This is a genomic window from Flavobacterium sp. CAU 1735, from assembly GCF_039888695.1.
Lineage (GTDB): Bacteria > Bacteroidota > Bacteroidia > Flavobacteriales > Flavobacteriaceae > Flavobacterium.
In genome coordinates this window covers 161265-177991 of sequence record NZ_JBDQQQ010000002.1, presented here as the reverse complement: position 1 = coordinate 177991, position 16727 = coordinate 161265, and the positions used below count along the sequence as shown (strand labels likewise).

The window sequence follows — 16727 nt, the reverse complement described above, 5'->3', positions numbered from 1 at the left end:
TTTTTTCAAGACTTAAAAATAGTATCTCTTTTATAAATCCTATAATCTTAGAGAAGTATGCTTATATTAAAACACTTTGTTTGGTTTGTTTTATTTCCTTCAAAAGAGATTATCACCTCAAATGGTATCAAGGATAAAATAAATAGCATACTATTTTTAATTCTTTTAAATTTTGTTTTTTTGCTATTTAGTTCCCTCTTAACGGTATACTTGTTACCTGATTTTCAATCTGCTTATCCTTCAGAACAAGGTGTCAAATGGCTCTTTTTATTTCCTATTATTATAGCTCCGCTCCGGGAAGAAATCCTCTTTCGACTTTACCTAAAATACAGCAGGTTTAATTTATCCTGCTTTTTAGGTATACTGACATTAGTGCTTACTTTACTGGTTTCTTCCGAAGTCATATTCGAAAATTGGCTACCAAATACGCTTGCTTTTTTATCAGGAGGTATGGTTTTTATTTGTTCTTTTATCTTTTTAAAAAAATACGATCACCTTTTCGATTATTTTTTTAAAAGACATGTCAGGCTCTTTGTTATTTTTAGTGTGATCACCTTTGGTTATCTGCATTTGCCAAACTTTAAAATTACCCGGGAAATTCTTTTTTTAAGTCCGCTTATATTGCTTCCGTATTTTATGGCCGGGTTTATTTTTAGTTATATCCGGTTGCACTTTGGTTTTATTTATAGTGTAATGACTCATATGATGATAAACCTTCTGGGAACCTCTATTTTAGTACTATTTCAGTAATTTAATTATTTACTGCTATGAACAATCCTATCTATAAAATAATTAAACCACTATTAATAGAGAACTCTTATGAACTCATCAATTCGGTAAAAATATTGCTCTTTAAAGAAAATCAATCCATTTTTGATTTGATCGATTTTAATGATGAAGCAATATACTGCGATCCTTTTATATTTATGTATATCAAAAACAGAGAGCAAGTTTTAGAGAATATCATTATTGGCTATGCAAAAAATAACATGGAAATTGAGATCACTACTGATGAATTTGGTAGAATTTATATTCCAAATGTTGGCTGGCTACATACTTCTTATAAGAAAACTCGTTTAAAATTACATGGAAAAGAGCTAAAACTATCAAAAAATGATCGCATGATTCATTTTAAACATGAACCGATATACCATATTGAAAACACTAAAATAGAGTTATTGAAATATAATCTTGCTTCGCTAAAACCTTTTTACTGTGATTCCGAAGGCGTATTTTTAGACGTGGAAATTAATCAAATATCAAAACATCATATTCAAAATATAACTAAAGCATATAATTTGATTAAAAAACACATCCCTTCTCAGTTTGAATTGATTGAAAAGTATGCTTCAAAATGTGTTATCTTTAAGGTAGATACAAACAAACGAAATTCATTTGCAACATTCGCTGCGAATGGCATTAGCTTTTTTAATGCATATCAGGATGATTATGATGAAGTTTTTTTTATAGATGATGTTGCACATCAAACGGGTCATGTTATTTTTAATACACTAACTTATGACATAACTAAATTTTTAAAAATAAGTAGTACTACTATTCTTGAAACTATAAATTTGCCCAATGGTATTCCTGTCGAAAAAAGAAGCATACATATTATTTTTCATGCACTTTATACTTATTATACCACTTTTATATGCCTAGATGCTTGTATAGAGAATAATTCTTTTGATAAAAAACAACAACACGAAGCTATTGGAAGAATTGCCTTTTACCTGGATAAATGTTATAACGATTTACTTTTGATTGATAATCCTGTTAGCTCAGAAATTAAATCTAAAACAATATTTACCAATCTTGGTTTCAAAATTTACAAGGAAATAAAAAATAAATGGTTTGAAATGTTTTATAAGTGGCGGAAAGAAATAGTAGATTTTGATATGACTAATCAACCCTATAATTTTACGTATTCAAAATTTGTTGCATTGAATCCTCTAAAGTTTTAAAAAGAGATCTGTACAGTAATATATATTCTTTGGAGCTTAAGTTTAGCGCTGGTTATAGTATTTTTAATTAAAATTTTAAAAACGATAACCTATAAAAAGATGATATCCCGTTTCTTTATTTCTGGGAATCGAATAACTCAAACTGAGTTGGATACTTTTTGACTTATCTTCTAGTGTAATTGTTTTACTGATATGTTTAACAAAGTATTTATCTCCTTCTTCATTTGTATGTGTTCTATTATAACGTCCTAATGCTTCGTATTGCTTCGAAAGCTTATTATACACTTGAAGTAATTCCTCAAACGTTTGAAATTTCAGGTTTTGAACAACCTCATATTTTCCGTATTTTATCTCACTATTTTTTTGAATGATCTGAATTTCTCCGGTTACTATTTTGGATGTTATGGCTTTATTTTCCGTAAATTCCGTAAGCAATATGGTTACTTTATCATCAAATTCCGGAATGTCTCTTACAAATTTTTCAAACGTAAGGTTGGAATCAGCAATCATTTTTTCGGGCGCTAATTCCAATTTAAGATTAAGGAACAATTTGCTTAATTCTTTATTTATATTGTCTTGTGCATGTACAAACGAATGACACGCTACTAATAAAATGACTGCTATTATTTTTTTCATATGGTTTAATACCTTATTGCTAAAAGGCGGGTAAATTATTTGATCAAATTAAAAACGAAATTATTTTTTATTCGTTCGGGCTACTATTTTGATCTGATTCGTACCATTTTCTATTCCGATCTTTACCGGTTGCTGATTATGGTAACTATTCGAAAGTTCTTCCAACAATTCGGTGAAATTTTCTTCTTTTTCAGACAAGTAGAAAACCTGTGCACTAATTCCAAGGGCAACTCTGATATCGGCGTGTTCGGAATCTTTATCTATATCCATGACTACAATTGGATCATACCAAACAAGCTCCTGACTGGTTTTGGTACAGGATAGATTGAGCAGTAACAAAAGTATAAAAATGTAGTTTCTCATTTTGATAATTTTAAAAGAGTCTTTCAAAAATAATGCCTTTTATTAAATATTTCTCAATAAGAAGAAAAAATTAGAGAAGTGTTTTTTACAAAGGTTTTGTTTTGTGGATTTCAGTAATAAATCCATGATAGATTATGGTTCTTTTGTTTCAATAAAATCAAAAACATATGGAAGAAAAAACAAAAGAGCATTTTTTTTATCGGGATCTTACAGTATCCGTAACGAAGTCAAGATATATAGTTGATGACAAAACCTATGTGCTACGCAACATTTCATCAGTAGCAGTTAATCGAATAAAAGGAAGTCGATTTAACGCTTGGGTAGTAATAATAACTGGTTTAATTGCTCTTTTTATACCGAATGATTTTCAAATCATGATAGGTGCAATTTTAATTGTTTTAGGAGTAATATGGCATATTACTATTAAAGATTCATTTACTGTTCGTATCGGAACCAATGCCGGTGAAGCAAACAGTATTATTTCAACTGACGAAACGTATATCAAAAAAATCGTTTCCGCTTTAAATCAGGCTATTGTCAACAGAGGATAATCATTATAAGCTGGTCACTAACTAAAAAAGATAAAGCCGCAGATGTGGCTTTATCTACTAACCGATTTATACAAAATTTTTATATTGCAAAGCTGGTTTTTCAATATAATTCCATGATAAAAAGGCAAATAGATACGTAATCGGTAAACTTATTAATGTTAGCATTAATGGCGAAAAACAGCAATAATACATCAATGTTTGTTGTACTAAGAACCCATAAATATAGACACCATAGGATATGTCGCCAATCCGATGCGGTATATAATTCAATTTTTTCGAATACGAAATACATACCAATAGAATTAGTATTGGTAGAACGATATACGATGTCGTTTTATAAAAATTAAAAAATAAAGATCCTATAAGCACTGTCAAAAGTCCAAGCTTTATATAGGGTTTATTGATCTTTTTTAAGTTGAAATAACTTAGAATGGAGCCACCCATAAAAAATGCGCCTAAACGATAAAACTGATCCGAATTCAAATATATTTTTGTAGATAGTTCATTAAATAACAGCGGATCATAATGGTTGGCAAAAACACAAAAAGACCAAATGGCAATTAGTAGCATCAATCCGATTCTCATTTTTCGGAATGGAAATAAAAGCAGAATAATAATATACATCGTGAATTCGTAGCTTAATGACCATAGGCTACCGTTTATCGCTCTGGGATACGGATTGGTTTCAAAAATCCCTTTTACGTGATATTGTGCTCTATATAGCGTGATGTTTCTTCGAAAATAGGTAAAGTAATCTTTTTGAACAAAAAGATCCTTCCCTTCATATACTACAATTAATAGTAGCATGGTGATTACTAACATAACAAACAGTGCCGGAAAAAGCCGTAAATACCGCTTCCACATATAGCTGATCATCGTTTTACTATTTCGTAGGCTAATCATAATCAGGTAACCGCTAATAATAAAAAATCCTTCTACTGAGAAAGCGCCGATATTTAGCTGCTTATCGGTCATTTGTTCAAAGATTTCCGGATATCCGGCCAATGGATACGAATGTGAAAAAATCACCAGTGAGGCGAGTATCAGTCTTAAAAAATCGAAATTATTTTTTCTTTCCAAGGCATCGAATTTAAATTATTGCTAATGCCATTATTAATTACATTTTAACCAACAATCGCAAAAAGACACAATATTATAAATTTAATTCTCAAAAACAATAAAAATAATTTTACAAAGAATACTAAAAACTACAAATTGAATATTTATAATTATTTTACAACACCTAATATAGTATAAGAGCTGTTCGCACAGACAAAATGCGACACAACTCAATTAAGTTTTTCAATAGTACCTTCTTTTAAAAAAGTATTGGCGTCAAAAAATATTTTATCGATTTCTCTGCTAAATGATTTGCTCTCCGGATCCTGAGAATAATCCGGGTTATTAAGAGCTACAAAGCGAATTACACCACCTTCGACATCTTTATAAAAATCGAAAACACTAAATTTTTCGAACGAATATTGAAATAACAACTGATTATCAATTTGTTTTAGGGAGCTATTGCCATATTTCGTTTTTATATCTGCCGTGGTCAAGCCTTTATAATAAAATCCCAGGATATTGGAAAAAGTCGGTTGAAACGTATACATGAACAACATTTGCTCTGTTGGTTTTTGTGCCATCCGATAGCGTAACAATCGCTTCATTTCCGGATTTTTAAAGAAGATATATTCCGGTTCAATCTTATTGAAAACATAGTCAGCATAAGTATAAAAATCAAGCTTCTGTCGGCCTTTGTCAAAAGACAATACAAACTTATTGTATTGGTAGGGTTTGTCAGTTTCTACTTTTTGTTGTCCACCTAAGTAATAATAATTGGCACATCCGGCTAACAGGAATAAAAAAGTTAGCGATACAATTTTTAATAATCCTTTCATTTTTATAATCTGGTAAAGTATATCGTAAAACTACAGAATTAAATCGGTACGTAATTATTTTATTTCCTGTTGTAGAGAAATAAAAAATAATAGCGCTTATCTTTTACTTTCCGGTCTTAGTCAAAATAAGGATCAATAAAATAGAAATCATTACTAAAGAGTATTTAATATATATCAAATAGTTTCACACCTGACAGGTTTTGAAAACCTGTCAGGTGTATATACCTTTCACTCCTTACTTTTTTTCCTTCTTTCCTCCAGGAAACAAATCACAAAGTATAATCACCATCATCCCTAAAACCTGAATGGTTGTGGTTGCTAATAAAGTGATCAATACTGAATCGTTGAGTTTATAGGTTGCAGTATTGCCGGTAAGTAGTAAAATAACCGATAAAAGCCAAAATGTGATTAGTATCGTAAAAACCTTGGCTAGGATATTTCTTAAATCGGTCGTTTCGTCATACCGCCTTTTTACGGAGTTAAATAAGGTATTATTTTCATTTTCGGCTCGGGTGGTATCCAATTCAATTGGAAACCGGGCCATACTAAAATTATAGATGCCCATTACTCGAGTAGCTTCTTATAATATTCTTTGATTAAAGGATCCGGAATTATTAGATTTTCCCCTTTCGGATAGGTTTCAGACCAGGGTGTTCCGTCTTTATGGGTAAGTGCGCTCAGATATATTCCGTCTTTTTGCCCGTATATTTCCCAAACTTTATCTAAAAACCGGGCGTCTTCATCTGTGATTATTTCGGTTGAATGACAATTGACTGGTTCTTTGACAAAACTTTTACCGTGCTGTTTTAAGTTATAATATAAAGAAGGAAAAACCGGACCATACCGCCATGCCTGCGGTTTTTCATTAACCAATGGCTCTTTATCCTCAAAGGTTTCCAAATACCATCCATAAGAGACATAAACCAGTTTTATCAATTTTAAAGGTGTAAGTTCTCCAGTTGTGGCATATTTTTTAATAAAGTAGTTGGCAATGGTTGCGGCACTATAACTCATGGCGGCTGTATTTTAAAGGTTTTATGGCTAATACTATATAAAACCTAATTTACGTCTTTTCCTAAGTATTTACAATTCATTTTCCATATCTACTCGCTTTTGTCCTTTCTTGACGCTCCTACACCGGACAGGTTTTGGAAACCTGTCAGGTGTAGTGGAAATACAACAAAAAAGCCTCCAAATGGAGGCTTTTTAGATTAATTATCTTCTATTTTTCGACGTTGTCTTTCGTTTTTAAGCAACGTTAACTCTCTGCTGGTTTGTCCGGCTACCGAAGTGTTTTCTTCGGCACGACGAATCAGGTAGGGCATCACGTCACGAACCGGACCGAATGGTAAATATTTCGATACGTTAAAATCGTTTGCCGCCAGGTTATAACTAATATTGTCACTCATTCCGTATAACTGACCAAAGAATACACGGGAATCGTGTTTCGGAATATTATGTTCTTCCATTAACTGCATTAAACGATAAGAACTGTTTTCGTTATGCGTACCGGCAAAAATCGCCATCATATCAATATTCTCGATCATATACTGGATCGCGTTGTCATAATTGATATCCGTAGCTTCTTTCGATTCGCAAATAGGTGATTTATATCCTTTTTCTTCGGCACGTTTGTTTTCTTTCTCCATATACGCTCCGCGAACAATCTTCATTCCAATATGGAATCCTTCGGCTTTTGCTTCTGCGTGTAGTTTTTTCAGGTAATCCAGACGATCCCAACGATACATTTGTAACGTATTATAGATAATCGCCTTTTCTTTGTTGTATTTACGCATCATATCGGCAACCAACTCATCGGCAGCATCCTGCATCCAACTTTCTTCACCGTCAATCAATAATGCCACATCTTTTTCGTAAGCCGTACGACAAACTTTTTCAAAACGTGCTACTACTCTATCCCATTCGGCTTGCTCTTCCGGGGTTAACTGTTTTTTCTCACCTAATTTTTCATATAGGAAAAAACGTCCCAATCCGGTTGGTTTAAATACCGCAAACGGAATTGCCTCGCGCTCTTTTGCAAATTCGATCGTTTTTAACGTCATTTCCAAAGCCGCATCAAACTGTGCTTCGTCTTCTTTTCCTTCAACGGAATAATCCAGAACGGAAGTCACGCCTTTGGTAAACATTTTGTCCACTACTTTCAGACAGTCATCTTCACTGACACCACCACAAAAATGATCAAATACCGTAGCCCGGATTAATCCTTCTACCGGTAAATGGGCCTTTAAGGCAAAGTTAGTCACCGCGGTTCCTATTTTTACCAAAGGTTCATTATCAATCATTTTAAAAAGAAAATAAGCTCGATCAAGCTCCGTGTCGCTTTTTAGTGCAAAAGCAACCTGTGTGTTGTTAAATATTTTTTCCATTGTCGTTTGAAAATCTATGTGCAAATATAGCCACAGTTTAAGAATATATCATAAAAAATGACGATTTTTGCCATTGAATTATCAACTTTACAAACGATGCAAACAATCCAGGCGAACGGTTATTCCATCTATTTTAACGAAAACTGCTATACATTTTTAAGTGAAACGCTTCATAAGGGTGCGTATTCGAAAATTTTTATCGTAGTCGACAGTGAAACAGCAAATTACTGTATGCCGGATTTTTTAGCCAATCTTGCTACCGAAATCCCGATTGAGATCATCGAATTCGAAGCCGGCGAGGTCTATAAAAACATCGAAACCTGTACACATATCTGGCAGGCGTTAACCGAATTGGGTGCCGATCGCAAGAGTGTCATTATTAATGTAGGCGGTGGCGTAGTAACCGATTTAGGCGGATTTGTCGCGTGTACCTATAAAAGAGGAATCGATTTTATTAATGTGCCTACAACCCTATTGGCGATGGTCGATGCTTCGGTTGGTGGAAAAAACGGTGTTGATCTTGGAAATCTTAAAAACCAGGTGGGTGTGATTCAGAATCCGATTGCGGTTTTAATCGATACCCATTATCTGGAAACCTTACCGCAAAGTCAGATGCGTTCCGGATTAGCCGAAATGCTTAAACACGGATTGATTCAGGATCGCGCCTATTGGACTAAATTCGGGGATCTTTCCAGTCTGGATACCGACGATTTAAATGAATTGATTCATCAATCGGTCATCATTAAAAATAATGTAGTGACTCAGGATCCAACGGAAAAAGGATTACGCAAAGCTTTGAATTTCGGACATACCTTAGGACACGCGATCGAAAGTTATTTTCTTGAAAACGAAAACAAGGAGACGCTCCTTCACGGTGAAGCTATCGCTATCGGAATGATCCTGGAAAGCTATTTGTCACTCGAAAAAGAGTTGTTGACCGAAAACGAATATCAGGAAATAAAAAGTATAATTGCCGATATTTATCCGACGGTTCCGTTTACCGAAAAGGACATCGAAAATTGTATCGATTTACTGATTCACGACAAGAAAAATGAATTCGGAAAAGTGAAGTTTGCACTTTTAAACGGAATCGGTGCTGTAAAAATCGACGAAGAGATCGAAAATGACCTGATTTATAAGGCTTTTGACGATTATAAAAACTAAGATTTTTTTAATAAAAATTGTTTTTAAAAACGAGCTATTATTTTTTACATTTGTCGCGATGAAAAATAGTCAGAATCCTCACATCCCCAACAGCGGAAACACCCGGAAAAACAGATCCTTGTCCAAAATGCAACGGATTATTTTTTCTATTAAAAGTGTCCGCAATTTTGACATTTTCCTTTTTACCAATCCGCTGCATGAAAAATTGCAGATTATGTACGCTAATATTAGAGTTTGAAAAGTGCGTTATACTAAGGAATCTTTTTTTAAAGAATTTATTATTATAACCTAAAAAGCACTTATTAAAATGAACACAAAATATTACGACCTGATCAATCAGACTTTCTATTTCCCTCAGGAGGAATTTACATTAAATAAAGACAACCTTCAGTTTCACAACATCGATTTGATGAAATTGGTTGAACAATACGGTACGCCGTTAAAGTTTACGTATTTGCCACAGATTTCCAACAACATTAATAAAGCCAAAGGATGGTTCCGTAAGGCTATGGAAAAACACAAATACGAAGGAAAATATTACTATTGCTATTGCACCAAAAGTTCGCACTTCGAATTTGTGATGAACGAGGCATTTAAAAACAATATCCATATCGAAACGTCTTCGGCTTTCGACGTGAATATCGTGGAAAACCTAATGGAGCAAGGTAAAATCAACAAAAACACTTATGTTGTTTGTAACGGTTTTAAACGCGAACAATACATTGACAATATTGCAAAACTGATCAACAATGGTCATTCGAAAACGATTCCGGTAATCGACAATTATGAAGAATTGGATTTATTACAGGAAAAAATCGAAGGCAAATTTAAAATCGGTATCCGTATTGCAGCCGAGGAAGAACCGAAATTCGAGTTCTATACCTCTCGTTTGGGAATCGGTTATAAAAACATCGTTCCGTTTTACAGAAAGCAAATTCAGGAAAACAAGAATGTGGAACTAAAAATGTTACACTTCTTTATCAACACCGGTATCCGCGATACGGCCTACTACTGGAATGAGCTTTTAAAATGTATGAAAGTATACATCGCATTGAAAAAAGAATGCCCTACTTTGGACAGTCTTAATATTGGCGGTGGTTTCCCTATTAAAAATTCATTGGCTTTCGAATATGATTATGAATATATGATCAGCGAAATCCTAAACCAAATCAAAATTGCATGTGATGATGCCGATGTTCCGGTACCACATATCTTTACCGAGTTTGGTTCGTTTACCGTTGGAGAATCCGGAGGCGCGATTTACCAGGTATTGTATCAGAAACAACAAAATGACCGTGAAAAATGGAACATGATCGATTCGTCTTTCATTACCACTTTACCGGATACATGGGCAATTAACAAGCGTTTTGTAATGATGGCGGTGAACCGTTGGAACGATACTTACGAACGGGTATTATTAGGCGGACTAACATGCGACAGCGACGATTATTACAATTCCGAACAACATATGAACGCGGTTTACCTTCCGAAATACAACAAAGAAAAACCATTGTATATCGGTTTCTTTAATACCGGAGCGTATCAGGAAACGATCGGTGGTTTCGGAGGACTGCACCACTGTCTGATTCCGCAACCGAAACACATCCTGATTGACCGCGACGAAAACGGCATTGTAGCTACCGAAGTATTTTCGGAACAGCAAACAGCCGACGAGGTGTTGAAGATTTTAGGGTACGAGAAAAAAGAAAAATAAATTCAGTATGTTTGACTTTTCTACAAAAAGCAGACATTAACTTTAAATAATTAAGAAATGAGTAAAGGACCAATCAGTCAGTTTATTGAAAAGTATTATTTACATTTCAACTCTGCGACGGTAGTTGATGCAGCCAAAGCCTACGAAGCGCAACTACAGAACGGTGCAAAAATGATGGTGACATTAGCCGGAGCTATGAGTACAGCAGAATTAGGAAAGATTTTTGCTGAAATGATCCGTCAAGATAAAGTACAAATCATCTCCTGTACAGGAGCCAACCTGGAAGAGGATATCATGAACCTTGTAGCGCACTCACACTACGAGCGTGTTCCAAACTACCGTGATTTAACACCTCAGGAGGAATGGGATTTATTGGAAAGAGGTTTGAACCGTGTAACGGATACTTGTATTCCAGAGCACGAAGCATTCCGTCGTTTACAAAAACATATCCACAAAATCTGGAAAGATGCTGAAGATGCCGGAGAGCGTTATTTCCCGCACGAATTCATGTATAAAATGTTACTTTCAGGATGTCTGGAAGAATATTACGAAATCGACTTAAAAGACAGCTGGATGTATGCTGCGGCTGAGAAAAACCTACCAATTGTTGTTCCGGGATGGGAAGACAGTACGATGGGTAACATCTTCGCTTCCTACGTGATTAAAGGCGAATTAAAAGCAACAACCATGAAATCGGGTATCGAATATATGACGTTCCTTGCCGACTGGTATACAAAAAATAGCGACAAAGGCGTTGGTTTCTTCCAAATTGGTGGTGGTATTGCCGGTGACTTCCCTATTTGTGTGGTTCCAATGTTGTACCAGGATATGGAAATGCACGATGTACCTTTCTGGAGTTACTTCTGTCAGATCTCCGATTCGACCACAAGTTACGGTTCGTATTCCGGAGCAGTTCCAAATGAAAAAATCACTTGGGGTAAATTAGATATCAACACACCAAAATTTGTAATCGAATCGGATGCAACTATCGTGGCACCGCTTATTTTTGCTTATCTATTGGATATGTAATTTTTAATGTTTGCCCTAAAAAAAACAGGATTTTTTATTTGAAAATACGTTTTAGGATATTACATTTGAAACAACAACAAGCATTAAAAAACAACGAATGAAAAGAGTAATTGTAGATTACGCTAAATTAACAAATGAAATCTTAACGCTCCTAGTTGAGAAATTTCCCGACGGATACGATGATTCTGATGTTATCCGTTTTAAAAATGCTAAGAATGAAACAGTTGAAGCAGTTGAAGTACGAACTGAAGATACGATCTACTTAGTAAAAGTAAGTACTAAGCTTGCAGACAGAATTGAAAACTTCGACGATGATGAAGATGATATCGCAGCAGAAGATACATTAGACATCAAAGGACTTGACATCGAAGATGGCGAGGATGACGACGCTAAAAAATCGAAACCATCCAAACCTAAAAAATCTCAGGATGACGGAGATGAGGATGATGAAGATGATGAGGACTACGATGACGAGGACGATGATGAAGATCGCGATTATGACGAGGACGACGACGAAGACGACGATGAAGAGTAAGCCTTTCGGATTACAAACAAAAACCCATATAAAAAATCCTGATTTTTCTAAATCAGGATTTTTTTATTTTAAATCAAATCAATAATTGAAAAATCGGATTAGCACTACTACACTACTCTGGTTTATAAAAAGCAATGGCTATCCTTTTTCGATTTACAGATCGATACTATATTTGAATAGGAAATAGAATATAGAAATTGATTCGGCAAAGTTTGCCAAAGGTAAAACGGATCTTATAACAGTCCGTTATATTTCCGAACAAACCATTCTACCGCAAGACTTACGATTAAAATGATCAATAAACCTTTCCAATCGATTAAAGGCGACTGTGTGATTACAGCTTTTTGCACCGGAACATAATTCGGATTTTCGGACAAGGCTTTAATTAAAGCGTCCACCTGATTCGGATAATACGTTTTACCGTTCGTATTCGCAGCCAATTGTGTTAATCGCGCTACATCCGGATTTACGAATTGTTTTTCGATTTCAAAATCCAATACTTCAAAGTTTCCGCTATACGATGTTTTGGATTGGTTTTCTTTTACTACAAATCCATACTGACCTGCTTCAAGTCCGTCCAGGTTTACTTTGTATTCGCCATTCCCTTTTAGGAAGTCGTAATTTTTAACCGCATTGGTCTTTTTATTTTTTAATTGAATCGTAAGACGGGCATTTTCGTCGAACTCGTAGTTTTTATTAAAGTATTGTGCTGTAATTTCGATGGTTTCACCGGAATTATAAAAACTTTCGTGTTGTACAACCAACGATTTTTTTAAGGCATTTGAAGCCAGAAATTGTATCGTTTTATCGATAAAAATATCGAATTGCTCAAACGATTTGGTTTTTAGATGACTTTCGACACGCCATTTCCAAATGTTTTCACCAAAAAGATAGGCATTCCGTTTCGCGCCGTTTTCGGTAAAAACCAATAGCGGATTTCCGGATACAATGTTGCGGATTCGGGATTGCAATAAAACATTCGCATTACCGGTAAGGGTTATCGTACCAAATGGATTTTGCAACGGTGGCATTTGTTCAAAACCAATATTATCCAGAGCAAAGGCATTAAACTGCGGATTAAAATCGGCTGAGAAATCTTCTTTCTGACTCCCCATTCTAAATTGTACTGCCGATTGCGATTGGTTTAACAGATTAAAATCCGTTTGTAAACCGGTGATCGTCCAGGTATTTAATTGCAGGTTTTTATTTAATTCCAACAGCTTTTTAAAATCCGTATCAGGCTGATATAAAACCAAAACATTATAATCGTTTAACGAATTGATTTCGTTTGGATTAACGATAGTTACTTTGCGTTGTTGATTCGATTCGATTGCACGTTTTAACGCTCCTAAATCGGGATGATTTAAAGACGAAACCAACGCAATTTCCGACCGTTGATCGATAACTTCTACCGCAAAATTCTTAGTGTTATTGTATTTATTTTTTTCGTTTTCGGCCGACGTAATAACTGCTTTATACGTCTGTACGCCTACTTTATCTGCAGTAAGCAAAACCGAAACCACCTGTGCTTTTTTAGACGGGCCAAAAGTTACGTTTTGTTTGTATACCGTTCCATTACCCTGTTGGATACTAAAAACGGCATTGACATTTTTGGTTCCGCTATATTGTAAAAAGACTTCAACCGGGAATTTATTTTTTAGAAACGCATATTTATTCACATTCAACTGGTTGATTTTTAAATCCAGGAATGTCGTCGTATCACCTAATACTAACGGAAAAACGGTTGTATTTTGCTGAAAACTGTAAACATAATCATTTCCAATCGTCTGATTTCCATCGGTCAGTACTACTACCGGATAATTCTGATTGCGGTAAAATTGCTTTAAATTTTGAGCCACCAGATCGATATGCGTTTGTTTCCCTTTAAAATCAAGTTGTTTTCCGGCTGAAAAATCGGCATCGAAAGTATACCGTTGTACGTCGTATTTTCCTTTTAAAGCACTGTTTTCTGCTATTTTTTCGGATAATGATTTGGCCAGATCGCCCTGTTTCAGCTCCTGAATCGATTGGGAATTATCGACAATTACCGGCAAAGGTGTTTTTACATCCTGATAGGTTTTTCGGGAAATAACCGGATTGATCAGTAATATAAAAATAGCGAGCAACGTCAGAAAACGTAAAAAAGCCAGAAACAGGTGTATTTTCGACCTGTTCCCGGCTTTGTATAAGTATTGGTAAAACGCTAAACCAAAAGCAACACTAATAGCTAATATCAGCAATACAATTGTAGATGTTGTCATTATATATTCGCTATTAAACTTTTTATTTTTAAGGTTTTACATTATTTTAATTAAATGATTATGTTAACATTCCTCCGTCAACATTCAACACCTGACCCGTTACGTAAGCACTCAAATCACACGATAAGAAAACACACGCATTGGCTACATCTTCCGGAGTTCCACCTCTTTTCAATGGAATGTTTTCTCTCCATCCTTTTACAACGTCTTCGTTTAATTTGGCCGTCATTTCTGTTTCGATGAATCCCGGTGCGATTACGTTACAACGGATATTACGAGAACCTAACTCCAAAGCTACCGATTTTGAGAAACCGATTACACCTGCTTTAGAAGCCGCGTAGTTGGTTTGTCCCGCGTTACCTTTTACTCCAACCACCGAACTCATATTGATAATAGAACCCGCACGGTTTTTTAGCATAATCTTCTGAACCGCTTTCGTCATGTTGAAAACCGATTTTAAGTTTACATCGATTACGCTGTCGAAATCTTCTTCCGAAATACGCATTAAAAGGTTGTCTTTTGTAATTCCCGCGTTATTGATCAGAATATCAACATTTCCGAATTCTGCAATTACATCATCTACTAATTTTTGTGCTTCATTAAAATCGGCTGCATTTGACTGATATCCTTTTGCTTTTACACCCAAAGCCATTAATTCGTTTTCTAAAGCTTTTGCCGCTTCGGCAGAAGCACTATAAGTAAAAGCTACATTAGCACCTTGTTTTGCAAATACTTCGGCAATTCCTCGTCCGATTCCTCTACTTGCACCTGTGATGATTGCGGTTTTTCCTTCCAGTAATTTCATATTAAGATTAAGTTTGTTTATTTGAAATAAGTAACAAATATAACAATTCGGTTTTTAATCTATCCGTAATACCGCTAAACTTTAAAGAATTTATTGGTTAATCGGTCCCAATAACGACTATAGATCGCTATCAGTGTAAACATAAACAGAAAGACCACATACCAGGTATTTCCGATCAGATCGAAAAAGCCAAGTTTTCCGCCAGCAAAGTTCAGCAATAACAACACCTGTGCGCCATACGGCAATATCCCTTGTACCACACAGGAAAAGATATCGAGTATGGTCGCTGTTTTACGCGGACTCAGATGGTATTCGTCGTTGATTTCTTTAGCAATACTTCCTGTAATCACTATCGATACCGTATTATTCGCAATCGCAAGGTTTACAAAACTCACCAGTGCACCGATTCCCAATTGTGCCGATCGCTTGTTTTTTACTCTTGCTTTGACTGTTTTTAGTACGTAATTGATCCCTCCTGCCTGTTCTACAAGCGCGGCCAATCCTCCGGTTAACATCGATAACAGGAAAATATCGGTCATACTGGTAAATCCTTCGTACACAATTTTTGTAAAATCCAATAGCGCAAAATCAGCGCCTAGCAACCCTATGATTCCGGCCACCACAATACCGGTGAGCAGTGTTACAAAAACGTTTAATCCCATTACCGCCAAAACGATAACCAACACATATGGTAGCAGGTTAATCCATTCGTACGTTCCTTTTTCGATAACCACTGTTACCACTTCGCTGTTAAAACCGAAAAATAGCAATAATAAAATGGTGATCAACGCAGCCGGCAACGCGATAAAAAGATTGACTTTGAATTTATCTTTCATTTCACACCCTAACGATTGGGTTGCGGCAATGGTCGTATCGGAAATGATCGACAGGTTATCCCCTAACATCGCTCCTCCTAATAATGATCCGCCAATTAATGGTAGAGAAGCACCACTTTTATCAGCCAGACTTACCGCTATAGGTCCTAATGCCACTATTGCGCCGACCGAAGTTCCGGTTGCAGTAGACAGAAAGGACGCAATCAGGAAAATTCCCAACGGAAAATATTCCGAATTGATATGATTGATTCCCAGATTCACAACCGAATCGACACCGCCCATAGCCTTAGTAACACTGGCAAAAGCCCCGGCTAACAGATAAATAAGACACATGGTCATGATTTTACTGTCGCCACATCCTTTGATCAAAGTATCGACTTTATCCGAAACAGAAGGTTTAAACAACAGAAAGGCTGTAATGATTCCGGTTAACACCGCTACCGGCGACGGAAAGGCATAAAAATCGTCCAGAAGTATTCCGGCTCCTAAAAAAGTAAAAATAAATACGAATAACGGCAGTAACGCTAACGCGCCGCTTTTTGTTTTGTTTTTTTTCATCATCGATTGCTTAGAAATTAAATAAG

Annotated in this window: 17 protein-coding genes; 7 read left to right on the top strand and 10 right to left on the bottom strand. The window is 35.4% G+C overall.

Annotation, left to right across the window (positions count from 1 at the left end; all coding sequences use genetic code 11):
* Positions 1–57 precede the first annotated feature (57 nt).
* Positions 58–750, top strand: coding sequence for a CPBP family glutamic-type intramembrane protease (locus tag AAFN64_RS07925; protein ID WP_347760033.1), 693 nt, complete (start codon positions 58–60; stop codon positions 748–750).
* Between the two features lie 17 nt (positions 751–767).
* Positions 768–1964 (top strand): hypothetical protein, encoded by a 1197-nt coding sequence (locus AAFN64_RS07920; protein WP_347760032.1) that lies wholly within the window; start codon positions 768–770, stop codon positions 1962–1964.
* Between the two features lie 75 nt (positions 1965–2039).
* Here the strand turns inward: AAFN64_RS07920 and AAFN64_RS07915 are convergent, their stop codons facing one another.
* Both AAFN64_RS07915 and AAFN64_RS07910 read right to left on the bottom strand, forming a co-directional pair.
* Positions 2040–2600, bottom strand: a complete 561-nt coding sequence (locus AAFN64_RS07915; RefSeq protein WP_347760031.1) for a hypothetical protein — start codon at positions 2598–2600, stop codon at positions 2040–2042.
* A 60-nt stretch (positions 2601–2660) separates the two neighbouring features.
* Positions 2661–2963, bottom strand: coding sequence for a hypothetical protein (locus AAFN64_RS07910; RefSeq protein ID WP_347760030.1), 303 nt, complete (start codon positions 2961–2963; stop codon positions 2661–2663).
* Positions 2964–3130: 167 nt separating this feature from the next.
* Between AAFN64_RS07910 and AAFN64_RS07905 the strand changes: the two genes are divergently transcribed.
* Complete coding sequence (locus tag AAFN64_RS07905) at positions 3131–3514, top strand: DUF6232 family protein (protein ID WP_347760029.1); 384 nt, start codon at positions 3131–3133, stop codon at positions 3512–3514.
* Between the two features lie 66 nt (positions 3515–3580).
* Here the strand turns inward: AAFN64_RS07905 and AAFN64_RS07900 are convergent, their stop codons facing one another.
* The 5 genes from AAFN64_RS07900 to AAFN64_RS07880 form a co-directional block, all read right to left on the bottom strand.
* Positions 3581–4594: an acyltransferase gene (locus AAFN64_RS07900; RefSeq protein WP_347760028.1), complete on the bottom strand. Its 1014-nt coding sequence runs from the start codon at positions 4592–4594 to the stop codon at positions 3581–3583.
* 209 nt (positions 4595–4803) lie between these two features.
* Positions 4804–5412 (bottom strand): hypothetical protein, encoded by a 609-nt coding sequence (locus AAFN64_RS07895; protein WP_347760027.1) that lies wholly within the window; start codon positions 5410–5412, stop codon positions 4804–4806.
* A gap of 235 nt (positions 5413–5647) precedes the next feature.
* Positions 5648–5956 (bottom strand): hypothetical protein, encoded by a 309-nt coding sequence (locus AAFN64_RS07890; protein ID WP_347760026.1) that lies wholly within the window; start codon positions 5954–5956, stop codon positions 5648–5650.
* 20 nt (positions 5957–5976) lie between these two features.
* Entirely contained in the window at positions 5977–6426 is a 450-nt protein-coding gene (locus AAFN64_RS07885) for a type II toxin-antitoxin system antitoxin SocA domain-containing protein (protein WP_300491643.1), read from the bottom strand.
* Between the two features lie 197 nt (positions 6427–6623).
* Positions 6624–7799 carry a proline dehydrogenase family protein gene (locus AAFN64_RS07880; RefSeq protein ID WP_347760025.1) on the bottom strand — a complete coding sequence of 392 codons (1176 nt, stop codon included), beginning with the start codon at positions 7797–7799 and terminating at the stop codon, positions 6624–6626.
* Between the two features lie 96 nt (positions 7800–7895).
* On the opposite strand from AAFN64_RS07880, the gene aroB reads away from it, so the two are divergent.
* From aroB to AAFN64_RS07860, 4 genes are all read left to right on the top strand, one after another.
* Entirely contained in the window at positions 7896–8963 is a 1068-nt protein-coding gene (aroB, locus tag AAFN64_RS07875; protein WP_347760169.1) for a 3-dehydroquinate synthase, read from the top strand.
* A gap of 307 nt (positions 8964–9270) precedes the next feature.
* On the top strand, positions 9271–10677 hold the full coding sequence (locus AAFN64_RS07870) for an arginine decarboxylase (protein WP_300491647.1): 1407 nt from the start codon (positions 9271–9273) through the stop codon (positions 10675–10677).
* Positions 10678–10734: 57 nt separating this feature from the next.
* Positions 10735–11706, top strand: coding sequence for a deoxyhypusine synthase family protein (locus AAFN64_RS07865; protein ID WP_136401406.1), 972 nt, complete (start codon positions 10735–10737; stop codon positions 11704–11706).
* A gap of 97 nt (positions 11707–11803) precedes the next feature.
* On the top strand, positions 11804–12241 hold the full coding sequence (locus AAFN64_RS07860; RefSeq protein ID WP_347760024.1) for a DNA primase: 438 nt from the start codon (positions 11804–11806) through the stop codon (positions 12239–12241).
* A gap of 233 nt (positions 12242–12474) precedes the next feature.
* Here AAFN64_RS07860 and AAFN64_RS07855 read toward each other — a convergent pair whose 3' ends face one another.
* From AAFN64_RS07855 to AAFN64_RS07845, 3 genes are all read right to left on the bottom strand, one after another.
* Entirely contained in the window at positions 12475–14502 is a 2028-nt protein-coding gene (locus AAFN64_RS07855; protein ID WP_347760023.1) for a hypothetical protein, read from the bottom strand.
* A 58-nt stretch (positions 14503–14560) separates the two neighbouring features.
* Positions 14561–15307, bottom strand: a complete 747-nt coding sequence (fabG, locus tag AAFN64_RS07850; protein ID WP_300491653.1) for a 3-oxoacyl-[acyl-carrier-protein] reductase — start codon at positions 15305–15307, stop codon at positions 14561–14563.
* A gap of 74 nt (positions 15308–15381) precedes the next feature.
* Complete coding sequence (locus tag AAFN64_RS07845; RefSeq protein ID WP_347760022.1) at positions 15382–16704, bottom strand: Na+/H+ antiporter NhaC family protein; 1323 nt, start codon at positions 16702–16704, stop codon at positions 15382–15384.
* Positions 16705–16727 lie beyond the last annotated feature (23 nt).